This is a genomic window from Pseudomonas sp. B7(2017), from assembly GCF_002112745.1.
Lineage (GTDB): Bacteria > Pseudomonadota > Gammaproteobacteria > Pseudomonadales > Pseudomonadaceae > Aquipseudomonas > Aquipseudomonas ekonensis.
In genome coordinates this window covers 91,796-113,000 of the sequence record NZ_NEIP01000003.1, presented here as the reverse complement: position 1 = coordinate 113,000, position 21,205 = coordinate 91,796, and the positions used below count along the sequence as shown (strand labels likewise).

Sequence of the window (21,205 nt, the reverse complement as noted above, 5' to 3'; positions counted from 1 at the left end):
GGAGGGCGCTTGGTCAGGCGGTCGCGCCGCCGTGGGCGGGCACGGTTTCAGCTCACGTACTGGGCGATGCCGTGGCCGAACGACCAGTTCTCCTTTTTCACCTCCACCAGGTTGATGAACACGTCTTCCTGGCGCACCGCCAACTGGTTGTGCAGGTGATGGGCGATCGTCTGGTACAGCTGCTGCTTCTGCTCGACGCTGCGGCCTTCGCTGACCGTCAGCTGGATGAACACCATGCCGTCGCTGCGCGGAATGCCCAGGTACTGCGGGTCATAGATGAAATGCGGCCCGTCGTGTTCGGCCAGGATCTGGAAGTTGTCGTGCTCCGGCACGTTGAACGTGCTGCGCAGGGCGGCGTAGATCACCTCGCCGATGCGTTTGGCGAAAGTGGGGTCGGGGTTTTTCCTGATGTCGACGCGGACAAGGGGCATGGGGCGGCTCCAAGGGCGGAAGGCTGGGGAACACGGTCGGAATCTCGCCATTGGGTATAGCCGATAAACACCGGTCGGTGAGCTGCCCTGAGCGCCACTTCCGCCAGGCTTGCAGCGCTTGGGCTTGTCGGAAAACGACATTTTTGGTGTCTGTAAGCGACAGCTATTTTGCCGAAAACGACATACCTGGAATCTGATCCGTACAACCATTCCTCAGCTAAGTCTTTGCTTCTGCTCATTTATCCCGGAGAATCGCGACCCTGTTTCGGTTGCGACGTTTCTGTCGGTTTTTTCCGGCGCGTTTTGACCGAGTGGCAAGTGACCGGAATGCGGAGATCCGACCGGATGAATGATCAGGCCAATAGCGTCAACGAGCGCTTTGAATCGGCGGCACCAGCTGAACTGTCGAGCTGGAACCGTCAAGACACCACCTGGATGCTGGGACTGTTCGGGACGGCCATCGGCGCCGGTACCCTGTTCCTGCCGATCAACGCGGGGCTGGGCGGCTTCTGGCCGCTGCTGATCCTGGCGCTGCTGGCGTTCCCGATGACGTTCTACGCACACCGGGGCCTGACTCGCTTTGTGCTGTCCGGCCGCGAAGGCGCCGACATCACCGAGGTGGTCGAGCAGCACTTCGGCATCAAGGCCGGCGCCCTGATCACCTTGCTGTACTTCTTCGCCATCTTCCCGATCCTGCTGATCTACAGCGTCGGCCTGACCAACACGGTCGCCAGTTTCCTTGAGCACCAATTGCACATCACGCCGCCGCCGCGCGCGGTGCTGTCGTTCGCGCTGATCCTCGGCCTGCTGGCGGTGGTGCGCTGCGGCGAGCAGGTGATCGTCAAGGCCATGAGCCTGATGGTGTACCCGTTCATCGTCGCCCTGGCGTTCCTGGCGGTGTACCTGATCCCGCACTGGACCGGCGGCATCCTCACCACCGCCTCGCACGTGCCGGCGCCTTCGGCGTTCCTGCACACGCTGTGGCTGGCGATTCCGGTGATGGTGTTCTCGTTCAACCACTCGCCGATCATCTCGGCGTTCGCGGTGGACCAGAAGCGCCGTTATGGCGTCCACGCCGATGAGCGCAGCTCGCAGATCCTGTCCCGCGCCCACGCCCTGATGGTGCTGATGGTGCTGTTCTTCGTGTTCAGCTGCGTGCTGACCCTGTCGCCGGAGCAACTGGCCGAGGCCAAGGCGCAGAACCTGTCGATCCTGTCGTACCTGGCCAACCACTTCAGCAACCCGACCATTGCGTTCGCGGCGCCGCTGATCGCGTTCGTGGCCATCTCCAAGTCGTTCCTGGGCCACTACATCGGCGCCAGCGAAGGCCTCAAGGGCCTGATCGTCAAGAGCGGCAAGCGTCCGGGCGCCAAGGCCCTGGACCGCATCGTCGCGGCGTTCATGCTGGTGGTGTGCTGGATCGTGGCCACGCTCAACCCGAGCATCCTGGGCATGATCGAAACCATCGGCGGCCCGGTGATCGCAGCGATCCTGTTCCTGATGCCGATGTACGCCATCCGCAAGGTGCCGGCGATGGCCCGCTACCGCGGTCAGGCGTCCAACGTGTTCGTCACGGCCGTCGGCCTGGTGGCGATTTCCGCGTTGATCTATTCGCTGGCGGCATAACCGCGCAGGGCCTCGCACCCCGGCAGATACACAGCTACAGTGGCCGCTGCGCACGATGTGCGCAGCGGCTTTTTTTCGCCTGGAGACAGAGGATTGTCGAGCGTTCCCCCTTCCGTCGCACCTGCCAACCGCTGGCAAGACCTGTTGGCCGGGCTATCGATCGCCGGCCTGCTGCTGCCCGAAGCCGTGGCCTATTCGACCATCGCTGCGTTGGCGCCCCAGGCTGGGGTGATCGCGCTGTTCGCCGGCCTGCTGTGCTACGGACTGCTGGGCTCCAGCCGTTTCGCCATCGTCTCGGCGACCTCGTCGTCGGCGGCGGTGCTGGCGGCGGCCACGGCGACCCTGGCCAACGGCGACCCGCAATTGCGTTCGACCCTGGCGGTGGGGCTGGTGCTGGTCACCGGCGCGCTGTTTCTGCTGGCCGGGGCGTTCCGTTTCGGCAGCGTCACGTCCTTCATCGCCAAGCCGGTGCTGCGCGGGTTTGCCTTCGGACTGGCGCTGACCATCATTCTCAAGCAAGTGGCGAGCGTGGTCGGCGTGCACCTGACGGACGCCAACCTGGTGCGTTTCGCCCCGCAATTGCTGGAGCAGTTGCCGCAATGGAACTGGCCGTCCGCCGCTGTCGGCGCCGCGGCGCTGGTGCTGCTCGGGGTGCTTTCGCGCCATCCCCGGGTGCCCGGCGGTCTGCTGGTGGTGGTGATCGGCATTGCGGCCGGGCAATGGCTGAACCTGTCGGATCACGGCGTGAAGCTGATCGGCGCCATCGATCTGGGCCTGGAGGTGCCCAACCTGCCGGCGCTGCCGTTCGCCGACTGGCTGCGCCTGGGGGAGGTGGCGTTCGCCATGGTGATGATCCTGTACGCCGAATCCTACGGTTCGATCAGTGCGTATGCGCTCAAGCACGGCGACCGCGTGACCTCCAACCGCGACTTGCTGGCCTTGGGCGCCGGCAACTTGCTGTCCGGCCTGTTCCATGGCATGCCGGTGGGGGCCGGCTATTCGGCGACCTCGGCCAACGAAGCCGCCGGCGCCACGTCACGCTGGGCAGGCGGCATCGCGGCGCTGACGGTGCTGATCATCGTGCTGACCGTGCTGCCGTGGATTGCGCTGACGCCGGAGCCGGTGCTGGCGGCCATCGTCATGCACGCGCTGGGCAGGGGCTTGAGCCTGCAGCCGCTGGGGCGCTATTTCATCTGGCGGCGCGACCGGGTGCTGGTGGTCTGCGCGGTGACGTCCGTGCTGGTGCTGGGGGTGCTGGACGGCTTGCTGGTGTCGGTGGCCATCAGTGTGCTGCTGATGCTCAAGCAGCTGTCGGCGGCGGACATCCAGGTGCTCGGGCGGATCGACGGCGGCCATGACTTTGTCGACCTTCAGCGCCATCCGACGGCGGCCACCGAGCCGGGCGTGCTGATCGTGCGGCCCGGCGAGGCGCTGTTCTTCGCCAATGTCGAACGGATCCTGGGCGGCGCGTTGCGGCTGGTCCGCCACTCGCAGGTGCCCGTGCATACAGTGATCCTCAGCCTTGAGGAGTCTCCTGACCTGGACGGCACCAGCCTTGAGGCGATGCAGGAGTTCTTCGTGCGGGTGCATCAGGCGGGCAAGCGGCTGATTCTGGCCCGGCTCAAGCACGAGGCGCTGGCGGCGCTGGATGCGTTGCCGCAGACCCAGGCCAATGGCGTGATCCTGAGCGGGTTGAGCGTGGACGGCGCGGTGCAGAAGGCGCGCGATCTGGCGCCCTGAGCGATGATTCCCAGTGGGGGCGAGCCTGCTCGCGATGACGGGGTGCCTGCCTGAGAGATGCTGGATATGCCGACGCCATCGCCGGCAAGCCGGCTCCCACAGTTTGCTCTGGCGTACACGGAATCGGCGAACGCCTTCGATCCTGTGGGAGCGAGCCTGCTCGCGATGGCGGGGTGCCTGCCTGAGAGGATGCTGGATGTGCCGGCCCCATCGCCAGCAGGCTGGCTCCCACAGTTTTCTTTGGCGCTCACGGAGGAACCTGTGGGAGCCGGCTTGCCGGCGATGGCGATGGGTCAGGCGCTGGCGATGTCGGCTGTGCCGGTGCATCGTCAGCAGGCTGGCTCCTGCACGGGGGATTGAAGGCATAAAAAAACGCCGCCCGTCTTGCGACGGGCGGCGTTCTTCATTGCCTTGCAGCGTTAGGCTTGAACGACCGGAATCTTGGCGTTCGCAGCAGCCTCACGGAACTCGGCGATCTGGTCGAAGGACAGGTAGCGGTAAACGTCGGCCGCCATGCTGTCGATCTTGCCGGCGTATTCCATGTACTCCTCGACGGTCGGCAGGCGACCCAGGATCGAAGCCACGGACGCCAGCTCAGCCGAAGCCAGGTAGACGTTCGCGCCGTCGCCCAGACGGTTCGGGAAGTTACGGGTCGACGTCGACACCACGGTGCTGTTCGGCTCAACGCGTGCCTGGTTACCCATGCACAGCGAGCAGCCTGGCATTTCCATGCGGGCGCCGGCCTTGCCGTAGATGCCGTAGTAGCCTTCTTCGGTCAGTTGGTGAGCGTCCATCTTGGTCGGCGGCGACAGCCACAGACGGGTAGGCAGTTGGCCCTTGACCTGATCCAGCAGCTTGCCGGCGGCGCGGAAGTGACCGATGTTGGTCATGCACGAACCGATGAACACCTCGTTGATCTTCTCGCCGGCAACGCTGGAGAGCAGACGGGCGTCGTCCGGGTCGTTCGGCGCGCAGAGCACAGGCTCCTTGATGTCGGCCAGGTCGATCTCGATGACTTCGGCGTATTCCGCGTCCTTGTCGGCTTCCATCAGCTCAGGGTTGGCCAGCCAGGCTTCCATCGCCTGGGCACGGCGTTCCATGGTGCGGGCATCGCCGTAGCCTTCGCCGATCATCCAGCGCAGCAGGGTGATGTTGGACTGCAGGTACTCGGCGATGGCCTTTTCCGGCAGCTTGATGGTGCAGCCGGCGGCGGAACGCTCGGCGGAGGCGTCGGACAGTTCGAACGCTTGCTCGACGGTCAGCTCGTCCAGGCCTTCGATCTCCAGGATGCGGCCGGAGAAGGCGTTCTTCTTGCCTTTCTTCTCGACGGTCAGCAGGCCTTTCTGGATCGCGTAGTAAGGGATGGCATGAACCAGGTCACGCAGGGTGATGCCAGGCTGCAGCTTGCCCTTGAAGCGAACCAGGATCGACTCAGGCATGTCCAGCGGCATGACGCCGGTGGCGGCGGCGAACGCGACCAGGCCGGAACCGGCCGGGAACGAGATGCCCATCGGGAAGCGGGTGTGCGAGTCACCGCCGGTGCCCACGGTGTCCGGCAGCAGCATGCGGTTCAGCCACGAGTGGATGATGCCGTCGCCCGGACGCAGCGAAACGCCGCCACGGGTCATGATGAAGTCAGGCAGGGTGTGGTGGGTGGTCACGTCGATCGGCTTCGGATACGCCGCGGTGTGGCAGAAGGACTGCATCACCAGGTCGGCGGAGAAGCCCAGGCACGCCAGGTCCTTCAGTTCGTCACGGGTCATGGGACCTGTGGTGTCCTGGGAACCGACGGTGGTCATCTTCGGTTCGCAGTAGGTGCCGGGACGCACGCCTTTGCCTTTCGGCAGGCCGCAGGCCTTGCCGACCATCTTCTGCGCCAGGGTGTAGCCCTTGCCGGTGTCGACAGGCGCTTCAGGCAGCTTGAACAGGTCGGTCGGGCCCAGGCCCAGCTCGGCGCGCGCCTTCTCGGTCAGGCCACGGCCGACGATCAGCGGGATACGGCCGCCGGCGCGGACTTCGTCCAGCAGCACCGGGGTCTTCAGTTCGAAGGTGGTGATGACGTCGTCGGTGCCGTGCTTGCACACTTTGCCGGCGTGCGGGTAGACGTCGATCACGTCGCCCATGTTCAGGTTCGACACGTCGAACTCGATCGGCAGGGCGCCGGCGTCTTCCATGGTGTTGTAGAAGATCGGAGCGATCTTGGAGCCGAAGCAGAAGCCGCCGGCGCGCTTGTTCGGCACGTAAGGGATGTCGTCGCCGAAGAACCACAGCACCGAGTTGGTGGCGGATTTACGGGAGGAACCGGTGCCGACCACGTCGCCGACGTAGGCGACCGGGAAGCCCTTGGCCTTGACTTCTTCGATCTGCTTGAGCGGGCCGATGGCGCCTTGCTGCTCAGGCACGATGCCGTCACGGGCCATTTTCAGCATGGCCAGGGCGTGCAGCGGGATGTCAGGGCGCGACCAGGCGTCCGGGGCAGGGGACAGGTCGTCGGTGTTGGTTTCGCCCGGGACCTTGAAGACGGTCAGGCTGTACTTGTCGGCGATGGCAGGCTTGTTGGTGAACCACTCGCCGGCGGCCCAGGATTCCAGCACGGCCTTGGCGTGGGCATTGCCCGCCTTGGCTTTTTCGGCCACGTCGTGGAAGGCGTCGAACATCAGCAGGGTGTGCTTGAGCTGTTCAGCGGCGACGGCAGCCAGTTCGGCGTCGTCCAGCAGTTCAACCATGGTGGCGATGTTGTAGCCGCCCTGCATGGTGCCCAGCAGCTCGACGGCGCGTTTTTTGTCGATCAGCGGGGATTTGGCTTCGCCCTTGGCGACGGCGGACAGGAAACCGGCCTTGACGTAGGCGGCTTCGTCCACTCCTGGCGGAACGCGGTTGGTGATCAGGTCAACGAGGAAAGCTTCTTCGCCAGCCGGGGGATTCTTCAGCAGCTCGACCAGGCCTGCAGTTTGTTCGGCGTTGAGCGGCTGGGGAACGATACCCAGTGCTGCACGCTCTTCGATATGTTTGCGGTAGGCTTCAAGCACAGTTATTACCCTCATCAGTGGTCCCAAATGGGTGTCCGGGACGCTCATCCCGAAATGGACGTATTCATGCGCTGCGTGGCGTTGTGAGCCGCTTAGCCAGAATTACCGACCATTCCTTACAGAAGCTGCTTTCAAAGTTTTACGCCTGCAGAACGGGAGCTGATGAGGGTTGGCGTCGGGCTTTTCCCCGCTGGAAAAACCGTTCGCCAACACCGCTCTGAAGGAACGACTGTGCTCGTGACGCTTTGAAAACAGCTTCTTGACGGACATTGGCGCCTAAAAAGGCTGGCTGATTCTACGGCAAAAAAAAATTAAAGGTAAGTCGGCCGGCATTGGACTTTGGTGGCGGGTCGGACGGCCCGTCCCAGGGCCCGCCGGCCGCTTGACCCTGCGAACGGAGGGGTGATCAACGGCGGACAAAGGGCTACCATACCGGCCTGTTCCGCGTTGCCGTGTTTTGCCCCCTTATGCCCAATCAGACCATCAAGACCCCCTGCGTCGGCCTTTGCTCCACCGTTTACGGTGACCTGGTGTGCCGCGGCTGCAAGCGTTTCCACCATGAGGTGATCCACTGGAACGGCTACGGCGAGGAGCAGAAGACTGCGGTGTGGCTGCGTCTTGAGCAGTTGCTGTCACAAGTGATGGCGAGCAAGGTCGAGGTGTTCGACCGGGCGCTGCTGCGCCAGCAGCTGGAGCAGCGCAAGATCCGCTTCGTGCCGCACCAGTCGGAATATTGCTGGGCCTACCAGCTGATCGCCCGGGGCGCGCGGGTGATCGTCAACCTGGAGGCGTACGGGATGGTGCTGATGCCGGAATTTCGCGACTGGAACCTGCCGGAGTTGCGCGACGCCATCGACCGGGAGTTCTTCCTGCTGTCGGAGGCGCACTACCAGCGCTACATCGCCCCCGGGTTCCTCAAGGATGCCTTGGGCGACTGAAGGCATCGCCAGCAGGCTGGCTCCCACAGGGTTTTGTGGTGTACCTACATCCTGCAAACACCCGGGATACCTGTGGGAGCTGGCTTGCCAGCGATGAGGCCGGCCCGGGCGCCGCAAGCCTCAGTGCTTGACCGCCAGCTCCACCAGATGATCCTCGACCTCCTGCGGCTTGAGCACCAGCACGTCGCTTTCCAGCGCATCGAGCACCACTTCGGCGGTGTTGCCGATCAGTGCGCCGGACAGCCCGGTGCGGGCCACGGTGCCGATCACGGTCACCGCCGCCTGCAGTTTGTGGGCCATGAACGGGATCAGCACGTCGGCCGGCCCTTCCTCGATGTGCAGGTGCGCTTCATCGATGTCGAACTCGGCCTGGAACGCCCGGCACTGCTCGCGGTAGCGCGCCTCGATGGTTTCCTTGAGCTGGAAGGTCGGGTCGGCCGCCGACAGCATCGGCGACGGATGGGCGCTGATCACGTGCAGGTGCCCCTTGGCCAGGCTGGCGATGTCGTAGCCGTGGTCGATGATGGTGGTGTGCAGGTGGCGGTGTTCGCCGTCGGCGTTGCCCACGTCGACGGCGGCCAGGATCACCTTGTCCTTCCAGGAACCGGCGGTCTTCACCAGCAGCACCGGGGTCGGGCAGTGACGCAGCAGTTTCCAGTCCGCCGGGGTCAGCAGGGCCTTTTTCAGCGAACTGTCGGGGAAGTGCTGCTTGATCACCAGCCCGCAGCCTTCGGCCTGCTGCACGTCGATGATGGTTTCGTGCAGGCTTTCGTTCCACGCCTGTTCGGTGGTGACGCTGTAGCCGTCCGCCAGCAGCGCGGCCTTGAGCACGCTGAGCATGCCGGCGTGGTCGTGCTTCTTGTCGCACACCAGCAGGTGGAGGTGGGCCTGGGTCACGCCGGCGATCAGCTTGGCGCGCTTGAGCGCCAGGCTTTCCGAGTGTTCGGGTTCGATGACCACCAGAATGCTGCGAATGGCTTGCATGAGCGGAGTCTCCAGCAATGAAAAGGCACGGCGTTGCACAACTATAGTTGCTGCGCCCGCGCCTGCGGCTTGATGCATATCAATGGCGGCCGCTGGTGGTCTGCGGACAGGCCGGTATAATCGCGCCCTTCGCTTGATACCCATTGCCCGTGAGCCCCATGAACCTTCCCGAAATCCACGAATTCCTTGGCTGCCGCACCCCGGACGCCTGGGTCCAGGCCGCGCTGGCCGATCAGGAGACGCTGCTGATCGACCACAAGAACTGCGAGTTCAAGGCCGCCAGCACCGCGTTGAGCCTGATCGCCAAGTACCATTCCCACGTCGATCTGATCAACATGATGTCGCGCCTGGCCCGGGAAGAGCTGGTGCACCACGAACAGGTGATGCGCATCATGAAGCGGCGCAAGGTCGAACTGCGCCAACTGCATGCCGGCCGCTACGCCTCGGGCCTGCGCAAGGTGGTGCGCAGCCACGAGCCGGTGAAGCTGGTCGACACCCTGGTGGTCGGCGCCTTCATCGAGGCGCGCAGCTGCGAGCGGTTCGAGGCGCTGGTGCCGCACCTGGACGAAGAGCTGGGCAAATTCTATTTCGGCCTGCTCAAGAGCGAGGCGCGGCACTTTCAGGGTTACCTGAAACTGGCCTACCAGTACGGCGACGCCAAGGACATCGCCCAGGTGATCGAGAAGGTGCGGGCCGTCGAGCAGGACCTGATCGAATCGCCGGACGTGGAGTTCCGCTTCCACAGCGGCGTGCCGAGCGCCGCGTGACGGTACTTGTAAAAAACTCTTAAGACGATGAAACATCACAGGAAACCGGCCCTTGCGGCCGGTTTTTGCTGCCCACGGTAACCGCCCGGACACCGATTGCCGCCATAATGTCGCCCACTTCACAGAGGTCGGCAGACAGTCGTTATGGATAACCTGGGTTTTGGCAAAGTCCTGCTGGTGGAAGACGATGAGCGCCTGGCCACACTGATCGCGCATTTTCTGCGACAGCACGGCTACGAGGTGCGCACGGTGCACCGCGGCGATCTGGCGGTGGCCGCGTTCGTCGAATTCAGGCCCAAGGTGGTGGTGCTCGACCTGATGCTGCCGGGGCAGAGCGGCCTGCACGTGTGCCGTGAGATCCGCAGCGTGTCGGACACGCCGATCGTCATCCTCACCGCCAAGGAAGACGACCTCGACCATATCCTGGGCCTGGAGTCCGGCGCCGACGATTACGTGATCAAACCGATCAAGCCGCCGGTGCTGCTGGCCCGCCTGCGGGCGCTGCAGCGGCGTCAGGTGCCGGACGCCGGCGTGTGCAACGCGCTGACGTTCGGCCACCTGGCCATCGACCGCAGCCGTCGCGAGGTGCGTCTGGGGGACGAGGCGGTCGAGCTCACCACCATGGAATTCGAGCTGCTGTGGCTGCTGGCCAGCGCCGCCGGCAAGATCCTGTCCCGCGACGAGATCCTCAACCGCATGCGCGGCATCGCGTTCGACGGCCTCAACCGCAGCGTCGACGTCTACATCAGCAAGCTGCGCGGCAAGCTCAACGACAACCCCCGCGAGCCGGTGTGCATCAAGACCGTGTGGGGCAAGGGTTATCTGTTCAATCCGTTCGCGTGGGAGTTGTAGATGCTGCGGCTATTCCTCGGGCTATTCGTGGTGATGACCATCGGGCTGGTGCTGGCGCTGCAGACGGTGGAGCACACCTTCGATGCGCTGCTCGACTACCAGATGCAGGACTACAACCGCGAAGCCGTCCGCGGCCAGGCCTGGACCCTGGGCGAACAGTTGCGCGGGCTGGACGGCCCGGGCCGCGAGGCGCTGCTGCAATCCATCCGTCCGCACTACGGCCTGGAGCTGACGCTGGTCGAGGCCGGCGAGCTGGGCCTGACCGACAAGGAACAGGCCGAACTGGCCCAGGGCCTGCTGGTCATCCGCGACAAATACATGCGCTACATCGCGTCCATCGACGGCGGCACGCAGTTGCTCAGCATCCGCTTGCCCGGCGAGCCGAGCCTGATGCCGTTCTACATCGTCGGCGCCTACCTGATGGTGGCGGTGATGATCGGCATCGTCCTGTTCTTCTGGGTGCGCCCGCACTGGCGCGACCTGGAGAAGCTGCGCCTGGCGGCGGTGCGTTTCGGCGACAACGACCTGTCGGCGCGGATCCAGCTGTCGAAGCGTTCGAACATCCGCGACCTGGCCGGGCACTTCAACCTGATGGCCGCGCGGATCGAAACCTTGATCGCCAACCAGCGCGAACTGACCAATGCGGTGTCCCACGAGCTGCGCACGCCGATCGCGCGGCTGTCGTTCGAGCTCGACCAACTCAAGCAGCAGCCTGAGGCGGGGCAGCGCCGCGAACTGATCGCCGACATGTACGCCGACCTGGGCGAACTGGAGGAGATGGTGTCCGAACTGCTCACCTACGCCAGCCTTGAGCGCGGCGCGACGGTGATCACCCGGGAGAACATTCAGGCCTTCAACTGGCTGGAGAGTGTGGTCGGCAGCGTGGCGCTGGAGGCCGAGGCGGCCGGGGTGCAACTGGTGATCCGCGAGTGCGGGGTCGACGAAGTGCGGATCGAGCCGCGGTTCATGGCGCGGGCGGTGATCAACCTGCTGCGCAACGCCATCCGGTACGCCGAGTGGCGGGTGGAGGTGTCGCTGTCGCGCAGCGGCGATCAGTACGAGGTGCAGGTCAACGACGACGGACCGGGCGTGCCGCTGGCGGGCCGGGAAAAGATCTTCGAACCGTTCTCGCGCCTGGACGCCAGCCGCGACCGCCGCACCGGCGGCTTCGGCCTCGGCCTGGCGCTGGTGCGGCGGGTGTCGCAGTCCCATGGCGGGCAGGTCGAGGTCGGGGATTCGGCGTGGGGCGGGGCGTCGTTCCGCATGACCTGGGCGCACCAGGACTGACCTGCGCCGCGATTCCCTGTGGGAGCCAGCCAGCCTGCTGGCGATGGCGGTGGGTCAGGCAACACAGATATCAGCAGTGCTGGCCTCATCGCTGGCAAGCCAGCTCCCACAGGAATTGCGGGTGGATGCGGAACCTGTGGGAGCCAGCCTGCTGGCGATGGCGGTGGGTCAGCCACTGCAGATGTCGGCAGCGCCGGCCTCATCGCTTGCAGGCAAGCTCCTACAGGTTTTTGCGGTGGGGCGCAGAATCTACGGCCGCTGCTGAGTCCTGTGGGAGCCGGCTTGCCGGCGATGAACGATGACGCGGTCTAGCGGGTCGGCACCCGCCACAGGTACCAGGCCGCCACGGTGCGGTGCGGACTCCAGGCGGAGCCGATCTCGATCATCTGCTTGCGGGTCGGCTGCGCCTCCAGGCCCTTGAGCCGCCGGTAGCCTTCGCGCACGCCGAAATCGTCCGCCGGCAGAATGTCGGGCCGTTCCAGGCTGTAGATCAGCAGCATTTCGACCGTCCAGCGCCCGACCCCGCGCAGGCTGACCAGGCGTTCGATCAGCGCCTCGTCGTCCATCGCCAGCGCCGTGGCGTAGTCCGGCACCACGCCGTCGAGCGTGGCCTGGGCGATGCCCTGGATCGTCGCGATCTTGCCCGCCGAAAACCCGCAACTGCGCAGCCGGTCGAAATCGGTCGCAAGGATCTGCTCCGGGCGGGGAAACGCCCGGTCCGCAAACAACCCCACCAACCGCCCGACGATCGCATCCCCGGCCTTGGCGTGCAGTTGCTGATAGGCGATCGCCCGCACCAGCGACTCGTAAGGGTCGCGGGCCGGGTGGGGCTGATGCAGGCAGGGGCCGACGGCGGCGATGTGGCGCTGCCAGTCGGCGTCCAGGCCGGCCAGGAAGGCGGTGGCGGGTTGATAGGCGTCAGGCATGGTCTATTTCCGTCGGCCTTTGGCTTCGCCACGGGCTAACGCCTTCTCGCGGCGGGTGTCGAGCGTTCTCATGGAAATCCTTGGCGGTGTGGCGGCCCGGTCAGAAGGCCAATGGCTGCGTTAGTTGCACGGCGGCGTTTTCCAGCCTGAGCAGGAACGCCTTGCGCGGCTGTCCTCCACCATAGCCGGTCAGCGAGCCGTCCGCGCCGATCACCCGATGGCAGGGCACCACGATCGACAGCCGATTGTGCCCGTTGGCCAGGCCCACCGCACGGCTGGCGCCCGGCTTGCCCAGGCGGGCGGCGATGGCGCCGTAGGTGCTTGTGTGCCCGTAGGGGATCTGCAGCAGTTCGGCCCACACCTGACGGGCGAACTCGCTGCCGGGCAGGTGCAGCGCCACCGTGAACTCGTGGAGCTGCCCGGCGAAATACTGTGCCAGTTGCGCTTCGATCCGCCGCAGATGGTCGTTGTGCCCCGGTGCGACCACATAGCCGAAGCGGTTCTGCAGGTCTTCGACCTCCCGGGTCAGCGCCGGCCGGTCGAGGAACTCCAGCAGCACCAGCCCACGGCGCTCGGCCATGGCGATCATCGGCCCTAGCGGTGTGGTCAGGCGGGTGAACAGCAGCGGCTCGCTGGCCGCCGCACGCCCCGGCGTGATGTGGAACGACTTCTGGAACGCATCGCGAAAGCCGCTCAGGGATTCGTAGCCGGAATCGAACGCGGCATGGTCGATGGACGTCCCTTGGCGGATGCCGCCCAGGGCCATGCCGAGCCTGCGGGTGCGCAGCCAGGCGTGGAAGGTCATGCCGAAATGCTGCTTGAACCAGCGCCGCAGCTTCAGCGGCTCAATGCCCACGGCGAGCAGTTGCGCATCGCTCCAGCGCAGCTCCGGGTCGGCGTCCACGGCCTTGAGCAGCCGCTGCACCCAGTCCGGGGCGATGGCGGCGGCGTCCAGCGGTTTGCAGCGCAGGCAGGCGCGGTAACCGGCGGACAGGCAATCGTCGGCGTGGGCGAAGAACTCGACGTTCTCCGGTTTCGGCTTGCGCGCCGTGCAGCTGGGGCGGCAGAAGATCCCGGTGGTTTTCACGGCCGTGAAGAACACGCCTTCATAGGCGGTGTCGCGTTCGAGCATGGCGCGAACCATTTCGGCGTGGGGCGGCAGGACAGCGGTCTGTATGTTCATGGGCCGAGGATAAATCCGCTTTTGCGATGGCTCCACCGAAAAATCGACAGTGAATTTTTTCGCGGTTGCACTAGAGTGGGCGGGTCGTTTCAGCCCAAGGATTGAATGCATGACGCCTTTTACGATTCAACGCATCGACCACATCGTGCTGCGGGTGGCGGACCTTCAGCGCAGCATCGAGTTCTACGACCGGGTCTTCGGCGCCGAGCTGGTCAAGCGCAACGAGAAGCTGGGCCTGGTGCACTTGCGCGCCGGCACCTCGATGATCGACCTGGTCGACCTCAACGGCGAGATCGGCCGCAAGGGCGGTGCCGCCGCCGGCGCCGAGCGGCGCAACGTCGACCATTTCTGCCTGCGCATCGAGCCGTTCGATGAGCAGGCGATCACCGAGCACCTGCAATCGGCCGGCCTCACGGTGGAGAAGGCCGCGACGCGCTTCGGCGCCGAGGGCAACGGCCTGTCGCTGTACTGCTTTGACCCGGACGGCAACCAGGTCGAACTCAAGGGGCCGTCGCAGGCCGAGTGAAGGGAGGGCGACCTCCGCTGTCGCCCCGGCCGGTTCAGCGGGCCAGTTCCTTGAGCAGCAGGTCCGCCACCGCGCCGCCCGACGCCGGGTTCTGGCCGGTGATCACGCGCCGGTCGGCCACCGCGTAGGCGGCCCACGGCTGGTCGGCCTTGACGTAGCGGGCGCCGCGCTTGACCAGTTCGTCTTCGGTGAGGAAGGGCACGTACTGGTCCAGTTCGGCCAGGCGCTCTTCCTCGTTGGAGAACCCGGTCACCTGCTTGTCCTTGACCAGCGCCTGGCCGTCGGACAGCGTGATGTTCAAAAGGCCCACCGCACCGTGGCAGACCGACGACACGTAGCCGCCGTTCTCATAGATCGCCGCGCTGAGCTTCTGCAGGTCGGGGTTGTCGGGGAAGTCCCAGATCACCCCGTGGCCGCCGGCGTAGTAGATCGCCACGTAGTCCGCGGCATTGACCTGGCTGGCCGGCAGGGTGGCGCCGAGCCGGTTCATGAAGGCCTTGTCGTGATACCACGTCCAGTCCACCGGCTCGGCCATGGCCAGGCTGTGGGGATCGATCGGGGTGTAGCCGCCCTGAGGGCTGGTGTAGTCCACGGTGTAGCCCGCCGCCTCGACCTTCTTGACGAAATGCACCGCTTCGCCCAGCCACAGGCCGGTGGCGCGGTTCAGGTTGGGGTACTTCTCGACGCTGGTCAGCACAACCAGAATTTTCCTGGACATCGCAAGACTCCTCTTGTGAATGAGCGACGGTCGTCGCACTGCCGGTGAAGTCTAGAAGCCGTCGGCGGGCGGCCCAATACACAAAATCCCAAATGGCTTGCCCAATCCTCCAGGCACACGGCGCCGGGCTCGCCCGCCGCGCGTTCGCTGGCCTACCATGGGACTTTCGTGGATATCGACGGGTGGCAAGGCACATGACGGACGGGGCGAACGTACGCCAGCTATTGATCGACCGGTTGCGCAGCCTGGCGGCCAACGACGGTTTCACCGCCGCGCCGCTGGACGGCATCACCTACATGCGCGCCGACACTTCGCAGCCCAAGGCACCGGTGCTGCAGGAGCCGAGCTTCGTCCTGCTGGCCCAAGGGATGAAGCGCGGTTACCTGGGCGCAGAGACCTACACCTACCACGCCGGCCAGTGCCTGGTGGTGACGGTGCCCATGCCGTTCGACTGCGACACGCAGGTGGGCCCCGACGGTGCGATGCTGGCGGTGGCGGTGCGGATCGACAGCAGCCTGGTCAGCGAATTGCTGCTGACCATGGACGCGCCGCCTCAGGCGTCGGCGAATCCGGGCGAGCGGGGGATGATGATCACCGACATGACGCCCGGCCTGGTGGATGCCTTGAATCGCCTGCTGGCGGCGCTGGCGTCGCCGATGGACACCCGGGTGCTCGGCGCCGGGCTGTTGCGCGAGTTGCATTACCAGATGCTGCTGGGGCCGGCCGGCGAATGCCTGCGCTCGCTGGTGTCCCGGCAGGGCCGGTTGGGGCGGGTGCGGCGGTCGATCGACAGCCTGTACCGCGACCCCGCCGCGCCGTTCTCCGTGGCGGCGCTGGCGGCAGAGGCCGGCATGAGCCAGTCGGGCTACCACCAGGCCTTTCGCGAGGTGACGGGCCACGCGCCCATGCAGTACCTCAAGAATCTGCGCCTGCACCGGGCCCGTCAGCTGATCGTGCAGCAAGGGTTCGGCAGCGCCCAGGCGGCCTACGAGGTGGGTTACGCCAGCGCGACGCAGTTCAGCCGGGAGTTCAAGCGGCTGTTCGGCTGCCCGCCGTCCGCCATCGCTCGGCAACCGTCCGAAGCTGCCGAGTGAGCCCTCAGGCGCGTTTGGCCATCAGCAGCACCGAAGCCGCCGCCGACAGCAGCCCCGCGCAGCAGCGGTTGAAGATCCTTTTGCCGCGCGGTTCGGCGAACCAGCGCCGCATGTGCAGGCCCATGTAGGCGTAGGCGCTGATGGCGATCCATTCCAGCGCCAGGAACAGCAGGCCCAGCACCATGAACTGCGGGGTGATCGCCCGGGCCGGATCGACGAACTGCGGCAGGAACGCGGTGAAGATCAGGATCGCCTTGGGGTTGCCCGCCGCCACCAGGAATTCCTGGCGGGCCAGGGCCAGGATCCCGTTGGGCGCCGCGTCGGCGCTGCTGTGCGCCGTCGGTTCGGCCCGCCACAACTGCCAGGCCAGGTACAGCAGGTAGCCGGCGCCGAGGATCTTGATCCCGTAGAACAGCAGCTCGGACGTCTGCAGCACCACCGCCAGGCCCGCCGCCGCCAGGGCGATCATCCCGGCGAACGCCAGCAGCCGGCCGATTCCGGCCACGCAGGCGCGGCGGTAGCCGTAGCGGGTGGCGTTGCTGACCGACAGCAGGTTGTTCGGGCCGGGCGCCATGTTCAGGGCGAAGCAGGCGGGCAGGAACAAGGTGAGGGTGGCGAGGTCCATGGCGGTGGCTCCGGTGGCGGGTGTGCCTTTTTACCACGGGGCGCGTGCGTTCGAACCCATACAGTCAGGCGCGGCCGTCGCGGTACAGGCCAGGGGTGTTTTGTTCAATACGGGTGTTGTGCAGGCGGTTAGGGTGACGACCGGTTCAACGGAAAGGGAACAGGTGTGCGATGAGTCTGATGGTGTCGATGGCGGCGTTCGCCCTGGTGGCGTCGATTACGCCGGGGCCGGTGAACATTGTGGCGTTGGGGGCGGGGGCGCGGTTCGGCTTTCTGGCCAGTCAGCGGCATGTGGCCGGGGCGACCCTGGGCTTCGTGCTGTTGCTGGTGCTGATGGGGCTGGGCCTGCACGAAGTGCTGAGGCTGTGGCCGGCGCTGACGCGGGGGGTGCAGGTGGCCGGGGTGGCGTTCCTGCTGTTCATGGCCTGGAAACTGTTCACCGATGACGGAAAACTGGGCGCGGGGGAGGCGCAGCGTGCGCCGTCGATGCTGTACGGCGCTGTCATGCAGTGGCTCAACCCCAAGGCCTGGCTGGCCTGCGTGGCCGGGATGGGCGCGTTCGTCGCCGATGGCGAGGCAAGGCTGGTGTGGCAGTTCGCGGCGGTGTACCTGGTGATCTGCTACCTGTCGGTGGGGTGCTGGGCGTATGCCGGGACGTTCCTGCGCGGCTATCTGGAGAATCCCGCCGGGATGCGTCTGTTCAACCGGACGATGGCGGTGTTGCTGGCGGGGAGTGCGGTGTATCTGCTGATTCCGTAAGTTTCGCGCGCGGCCCTTGCCCGGTTCGACAGGGCAAGGGCCTCGCTGAGCTGGCGTTAGGCCAGGCCGCTCAATGCCCCCTCTGAGGCGGGCGCCAACGGGCTGAAGCGATTGGCGCGCAACTCGTGGATCGCGTACAGGGCCCGGGCGGTGCGACCGTTGCCGTCGGTGAAGGCATGGAAGCCCGTGACCGCACCGTACAGCTGTTTGCCGAAGTGTTCATGGCCAGCATCCAGCCTTGGCAGATGCCGGTCGAGCATGATGCTGCCGCTGATGGAAGACGGGTAGCCCGTCTCGGGTTTCGGTGTCCGCAGGGCCGGAACGGTGGGGACGAGGCGTTTGTGCAGTTCCCGCACCACCGCCGGATCGCTCAGCGCCAGGCCGTTGCCGCTGTACTCGAGCAGCAGCGCCTTGAGCGTTGCGAACTCATTGCCTTTGGAGCTGGAGGCATTGAGGATCCAGGCTGTCGCTCGGTCCGCATCATCGGTCAGGCCGGTGGGGTTGAATCGCCCTTCTTCGTACACCTGGTGATACTTGGCGTCGCTCAGGCCTTCCGACGTCAGCAACGTTCGATGGTGTTCGTTCAGGGCATTGATGTTTTTGACGTCGATGGTGACCAACGCTTCCATCGACTCGACCACGTTCGTGGTTTTTCGCGCGGTTTCGTAGTGCTTGAAGTAGGTCGACTTGATGCCGCCCAGCAGTTCCTGCAAGGGTTGCTTGCCGATCAAGGCCTTCAGTGCCTGGGCCGGTTGCAATTTCGCCGAGGCTTCGATCAGAGCCTTTTCGAACAAATGATCCAACTCCGACAGGGGAATGCCGTCGGGCGGCAGGGCCTTGTCGCCCAACCGCTTGAGCACATGCCCGGCGGTTTCCAGCGTTTCGTCCCTGAACAGCGCACGCCCATGCGCCACGGTCCCAAGGGTCATGCGGATCTGGGCGGCGGAGCCGGTCTTGTCCAAGGCCTTGATCAGGTCATAGGCGCCGCTGCCGCCGGTGAACAAGCGCAACTGGTCGGCGCCGGTGCGGGTCATGGCCTTGCCCAGGTGGTTGAGCTTCAGCGCGGTCTGGCCGACGAGTTTGGCGCCGCCGTGAATCAACTGCGGCACGCCGTCCAGTGGGTTGAACAGCGACAGCAACGAACGTGCGGCCACCTTGCTCAGGTTCAACAGTCTGGAACTGCTGGCCAGGGCTTTGGTGAACAGTCCGGCTCCGCCCGCAAAAACGGTGACGACGGCAGTGACGTCCATGATGCAGCTGAAGAGGGCACCGCTTCGCCGATCCGGGTCGCCGGACGCCAGGTCTTCGATGCAGCCTTTGAAAGGGATGACGGTGTTCAGGATGGTGTCGAACGTGTTGCTGATGGCCTCGTTCCGTTCTTCGATACCGGTCTTGTCGTAGGCGATGGCGTAGAAATGTTCGTAGGTCAGCGGAGAGCGGTGTTCGGCTATCAGTCGGCTGATCTGTTCGAACCGTGCCGAACGGAAACTGCTCATGGGGCTGAAGGAGAAGGGCTGCGGGCCGTCGTTGTAGTCGAGTTCGGCGAAGCGCTCCATTCCCATGTTCGTGACGTCGTATACCGGTGGGCCGTCTGGCGAGCCGCCCGCAAAGTAAGCCCGCGTGTCGAAGTCGGCGACTCTCATGTGGGTCAATGCTTTGAAATCATCGTTGTTGCCGTTCGGGCCTTTGGAGAACCAGCCCCCGCTTTCGTCCAGCACGTAGCCTTTGACATAAGCTTGGGCCAGTGCCGGATTGGCGCGGCACAGGCCTTGGTGGGGAAACACTTCAACGCAACGGATCTGGCTGTCGTGCCGGCAGAGAACAACAACGCCGAAACCCGCGATCTGGTTTTCACGCAGATCTGCTCCGCCGTCGAGGGTCCGGGACAGATTCTTGCGCACGTAATAGAGGCCGATTTTTCCACGCTCAAGCGCGATCCGGTCATCGTTCGGCAAGCGCGACATCGCCAGGCGCAGCATCGTCGCAATGGCGGCCTTGTAGCGTTCGGTATGTGCCTTCGTCCGCGCGGCGTACAGGTCGTTGATGGGCGGCAGCGTCAGGAGGTCGGGATTCTCTTTGTAAATGCTGGTGCCCAGCCTTCTGTCGTACCGTTTCTCTTTCAACACGCCTGCCAGATAGAGATCGATAAGCGACTCTGAGGAGTAGCTGTTCAGTGGCGCCCATACGGACAGCATTTCCATGGGGTCTTGCTTGTAAAGCGACAGTTGGTCTGTTGCCAGCAGGCGGCGATTGACGGGTCGAGCGCCCATTGCGTCATGGGCTTCTTCGAGCGTTCTGGCGTGTGCCGAGTATTGCGTCAGCGCATTCTTCACGAGGTCCTGTTCCGCATCGCTGTGCGCATCGTCCTCCAGGTCGTTGACCGTTGCCCAGTCCTTGATGCCCTGCAATGTCACCCAGTCGTGGAGGATCTGCTGTTGAGGGCTGGCGGGCGCAATCGCTCCCAGTTCCATCAACTGTGCATACGACATGTTTCGGGACAGGCCTGGAGCAATGCTTTCCGTCAGCATGACCGATCTACGCAGCGTAACCCACTCCAGTGAGCCGATCGTCACGGACACGGGGGCATCAACCAGAAACTCCGGCGCCAGTCCTGCGAGTATCAGTTCAATTGCCAAGGGGAGAGCGGCTTCGTCGACGCCGCTCAACCAGTCCTTTATTCCTTCCCGTACCTGGTAGACGTTGGCTTGCGCATTGGCGCGGGCATACAGCAGGGTGCGGCGAAAATCGGTGTTCTTGTCATGCGTGCCAAGGTCGAGATCCTCGATGATGGCGGATACCAGTACCCGGCTGTACAGTTCAACCGGCAAGTCGGTTTCGGCTGACGATGCGTCAAGTCCCAGTGCCTCGATGTACGATTGGGCGATTTGCTTGATAAACGGGAGCTCCAACAGCAGTGCCCAACTTTCTTGTGGGTATTCGCGCAGAAACGTTGAGGTTCTCTTTTCGTAAAGCGCCCTGCTCAGGTAACTGATCAGTGGTTCCCGGGCAGACGTATTCCTCATTTTCGTCAGTCCGTAGGTGTGCTGATGAAGGATTGAATGCTGCTCTTCATCGATGAAAAGTGTCGGCTCGCCGGCCTGATGGACGTCACCCCAATAATTGCCGTGCAGCGGGGGCGTCGGCAGTTCAAGTGTCAGCAGTGCAATCAGGTTCTGTATGTCACCGACAGTCTTCGGCACGTTCAGTTGATGAAACTGCAGCCAATTGACGAGCGGGACGACATTGGACGAGGAAATGACGCCGCCCGCGAGGGCAGCAGCCTTTGCGATGAGTTCGATGTTGCCCTTCTGGCTGGCGAAAGTTGCACGGTCAAGCGCTTCCAACTTCAGAGAGGGGGCCGGCGAGGTTGGAACGTTAATGGCCCGATGAACCTCACCTGCCGGGTTCACCATTATCCAGAAGTCATGGTCGGCTGCCTTGAATGTTTGCTGCGCAATTGTTCGCCTGAGCAATTGCCTCGCCGAGTGTTGGGCGATGTCGAAGCGGCTGCCCGTATTGATGAAAGTGCCTAATGCTCGAACATCAACAGGCATTCCCGGTTGCTGATGAGTTTCGAACTCAAGCGTAGGGCCGATGGCCTGGCTTGCTGCCTGGGCCGTCAGGGAAGTTGCGCTCTTGAGTGTCGCGGCAATGGCCCGGCTTTCAGCCTGATCGACAGATAATGTTTGCGGGTGCAGCAAATTGAACCAGTGTTTCATGT

Annotated in this window: 17 protein-coding genes; 9 read left to right on the top strand and 8 right to left on the bottom strand. The window is 64.6% G+C overall.

Annotation, left to right across the window (positions count from 1 at the left end):
- Positions 1-47: 47 nt before the first annotated feature.
- Positions 48-431 carry a tautomerase family protein gene (locus CAG29_RS06920; protein WP_085583484.1) on the bottom strand — a complete coding sequence of 128 codons (384 nt, stop codon included), beginning with the start codon at positions 429-431 and terminating at the stop codon, positions 48-50.
- Between the two features lie 345 nt (positions 432-776).
- On the opposite strand from CAG29_RS06920, the gene CAG29_RS06915 reads away from it, so the two are divergent.
- Together CAG29_RS06915 and CAG29_RS06910 are read left to right on the top strand one after the other, a co-directional pair.
- A complete protein-coding gene (locus tag CAG29_RS06915) occupies positions 777-2,057 on the top strand; it encodes an HAAAP family serine/threonine permease (RefSeq protein WP_085583486.1) in 1,281 nt (426 codons plus the stop codon).
- A 93-nt stretch (positions 2,058-2,150) separates the two neighbouring features.
- Positions 2,151-3,797, top strand: coding sequence for a SulP family inorganic anion transporter (locus CAG29_RS06910; protein ID WP_085583488.1), 1,647 nt, complete (start codon positions 2,151-2,153; stop codon positions 3,795-3,797).
- Positions 3,798-4,216: 419 nt separating this feature from the next.
- On the opposite strand, the gene acnB is transcribed toward CAG29_RS06910, so the two are convergent.
- Positions 4,217-6,826 (bottom strand): bifunctional aconitate hydratase 2/2-methylisocitrate dehydratase, encoded by a 2,610-nt coding sequence (gene acnB / locus CAG29_RS06900; protein ID WP_085583490.1) that lies wholly within the window; start codon positions 6,824-6,826, stop codon positions 4,217-4,219.
- A 467-nt stretch (positions 6,827-7,293) separates the two neighbouring features.
- On the opposite strand from acnB, the gene CAG29_RS06895 reads away from it, so the two are divergent.
- Positions 7,294-7,764, top strand: coding sequence for a DUF1289 domain-containing protein (locus CAG29_RS06895; protein ID WP_085583492.1), 471 nt, complete (start codon positions 7,294-7,296; stop codon positions 7,762-7,764).
- A gap of 120 nt (positions 7,765-7,884) precedes the next feature.
- Here CAG29_RS06895 and CAG29_RS06890 read toward each other — a convergent pair whose 3' ends face one another.
- Positions 7,885-8,748: a universal stress protein gene (locus tag CAG29_RS06890; protein WP_085583494.1), complete on the bottom strand. Its 864-nt coding sequence runs from the start codon at positions 8,746-8,748 to the stop codon at positions 7,885-7,887.
- 158 nt (positions 8,749-8,906) lie between these two features.
- Between CAG29_RS06890 and CAG29_RS06885 the strand changes: the two genes are divergently transcribed.
- The 3 genes from CAG29_RS06885 to CAG29_RS06875 all read left to right on the top strand — a co-directional run bounded on the left by CAG29_RS06885 (position 8,907) and on the right by CAG29_RS06875 (position 11,654).
- The gene (locus CAG29_RS06885; RefSeq protein ID WP_085583496.1) at positions 8,907-9,515 is read left to right on the top strand and encodes a tRNA-(ms[2]io[6]A)-hydroxylase; all 609 of its coding nucleotides are present in this window, start codon (positions 8,907-8,909) and stop codon (positions 9,513-9,515) included.
- A 144-nt stretch (positions 9,516-9,659) separates the two neighbouring features.
- On the top strand, positions 9,660-10,367 hold the full coding sequence (locus tag CAG29_RS06880) for a winged helix-turn-helix domain-containing protein (protein ID WP_085583498.1): 708 nt from the start codon (positions 9,660-9,662) through the stop codon (positions 10,365-10,367).
- Positions 10,368-11,654 (top strand): ATP-binding protein, encoded by a 1,287-nt coding sequence (locus CAG29_RS06875; protein ID WP_085583499.1) that lies wholly within the window; start codon positions 10,368-10,370, stop codon positions 11,652-11,654.
- Positions 11,655-11,962: 308 nt separating this feature from the next.
- Here the strand turns inward: CAG29_RS06875 and CAG29_RS06870 are convergent, their stop codons facing one another.
- Both CAG29_RS06870 and CAG29_RS06865 read right to left on the bottom strand, forming a co-directional pair.
- Positions 11,963-12,580, bottom strand: a complete 618-nt coding sequence (locus tag CAG29_RS06870) for a DNA-3-methyladenine glycosylase (protein WP_085632628.1) — start codon at positions 12,578-12,580, stop codon at positions 11,963-11,965.
- Positions 12,581-12,680: 100 nt separating this feature from the next.
- Positions 12,681-13,763, bottom strand: a complete 1,083-nt coding sequence (locus CAG29_RS06865) for a bifunctional transcriptional activator/DNA repair enzyme AdaA (RefSeq protein ID WP_085632630.1) — start codon at positions 13,761-13,763, stop codon at positions 12,681-12,683.
- Between the two features lie 109 nt (positions 13,764-13,872).
- Here CAG29_RS06865 and CAG29_RS06860 point away from each other — a divergent pair, with 109 nt between their 5' ends.
- Positions 13,873-14,289 (top strand): VOC family protein, encoded by a 417-nt coding sequence (locus tag CAG29_RS06860; RefSeq protein ID WP_085583505.1) that lies wholly within the window; start codon positions 13,873-13,875, stop codon positions 14,287-14,289.
- Positions 14,290-14,323: 34 nt separating this feature from the next.
- On the opposite strand, the gene CAG29_RS06855 is transcribed toward CAG29_RS06860, so the two are convergent.
- Positions 14,324-15,007, bottom strand: a complete 684-nt coding sequence (locus CAG29_RS06855; protein WP_085632633.1) for a type 1 glutamine amidotransferase domain-containing protein — start codon at positions 15,005-15,007, stop codon at positions 14,324-14,326.
- Between the two features lie 194 nt (positions 15,008-15,201).
- Between CAG29_RS06855 and CAG29_RS06850 the strand changes: the two genes are divergently transcribed.
- On the top strand, positions 15,202-16,101 hold the full coding sequence (locus CAG29_RS06850; protein ID WP_170930387.1) for an AraC family transcriptional regulator: 900 nt from the start codon (positions 15,202-15,204) through the stop codon (positions 16,099-16,101).
- Positions 16,102-16,105: 4 nt separating this feature from the next.
- Here the strand turns inward: CAG29_RS06850 and CAG29_RS06845 are convergent, their stop codons facing one another.
- Positions 16,106-16,726: a LysE family translocator gene (locus CAG29_RS06845; RefSeq protein ID WP_085583511.1), complete on the bottom strand. Its 621-nt coding sequence runs from the start codon at positions 16,724-16,726 to the stop codon at positions 16,106-16,108.
- A 170-nt stretch (positions 16,727-16,896) separates the two neighbouring features.
- Between CAG29_RS06845 and CAG29_RS06840 the strand changes: the two genes are divergently transcribed.
- Positions 16,897-17,484, top strand: a complete 588-nt coding sequence (locus CAG29_RS06840; RefSeq protein WP_085583513.1) for a LysE family translocator — start codon at positions 16,897-16,899, stop codon at positions 17,482-17,484.
- A gap of 56 nt (positions 17,485-17,540) precedes the next feature.
- Here CAG29_RS06840 and CAG29_RS06835 read toward each other — a convergent pair whose 3' ends face one another.
- Entirely contained in the window at positions 17,541-21,203 is a 3,663-nt protein-coding gene (locus CAG29_RS06835; protein ID WP_139831478.1) for a hypothetical protein, read from the bottom strand.
- Positions 21,204-21,205: the final 2 nt, after the last annotated feature.

Bases quoted from the DNA above. Each gene is read 5' to 3' on its own strand.
- CAG29_RS06920 (WP_085583484.1), bottom strand. From the start codon at position 431: ATGCCCCTTGTCCGCGTCGACATCAGGAAAAACCCCGACCCCACTTTC.
- CAG29_RS06915 (WP_085583486.1), top strand. From the start codon at position 777: ATGAATGATCAGGCCAATAGCGTCAACGAGCGCTTTGAATCGGCGGCA.
- CAG29_RS06895 (WP_085583492.1), top strand. From the start codon at position 7,294: ATGCCCAATCAGACCATCAAGACCCCCTGCGTCGGCCTTTGCTCCACC.
- CAG29_RS06890 (WP_085583494.1), bottom strand. From the start codon at position 8,748: ATGCAAGCCATTCGCAGCATTCTGGTGGTCATCGAACCCGAACACTCG.
- CAG29_RS06885 (WP_085583496.1), top strand. From the start codon at position 8,907: ATGAACCTTCCCGAAATCCACGAATTCCTTGGCTGCCGCACCCCGGAC.
- CAG29_RS06880 (WP_085583498.1), top strand. From the start codon at position 9,660: ATGGATAACCTGGGTTTTGGCAAAGTCCTGCTGGTGGAAGACGATGAG.
- CAG29_RS06875 (WP_085583499.1), top strand. From the start codon at position 10,368: ATGCTGCGGCTATTCCTCGGGCTATTCGTGGTGATGACCATCGGGCTG.
- CAG29_RS06870 (WP_085632628.1), bottom strand. From the start codon at position 12,580: ATGCCTGACGCCTATCAACCCGCCACCGCCTTCCTGGCCGGCCTGGAC.
- CAG29_RS06865 (WP_085632630.1), bottom strand. From the start codon at position 13,763: ATGAACATACAGACCGCTGTCCTGCCGCCCCACGCCGAAATGGTTCGC.
- CAG29_RS06860 (WP_085583505.1), top strand. From the start codon at position 13,873: ATGACGCCTTTTACGATTCAACGCATCGACCACATCGTGCTGCGGGTG.
- CAG29_RS06855 (WP_085632633.1), bottom strand. From the start codon at position 15,007: ATGTCCAGGAAAATTCTGGTTGTGCTGACCAGCGTCGAGAAGTACCCC.
- CAG29_RS06850 (WP_170930387.1), top strand. From the start codon at position 15,202: ATGACGGACGGGGCGAACGTACGCCAGCTATTGATCGACCGGTTGCGC.
- CAG29_RS06845 (WP_085583511.1), bottom strand. From the start codon at position 16,726: ATGGACCTCGCCACCCTCACCTTGTTCCTGCCCGCCTGCTTCGCCCTG.
- CAG29_RS06840 (WP_085583513.1), top strand. From the start codon at position 16,897: ATGAGTCTGATGGTGTCGATGGCGGCGTTCGCCCTGGTGGCGTCGATT.
- CAG29_RS06835 (WP_139831478.1), bottom strand. From the start codon at position 21,203: ATGAAACACTGGTTCAATTTGCTGCACCCGCAAACATTATCTGTCGAT.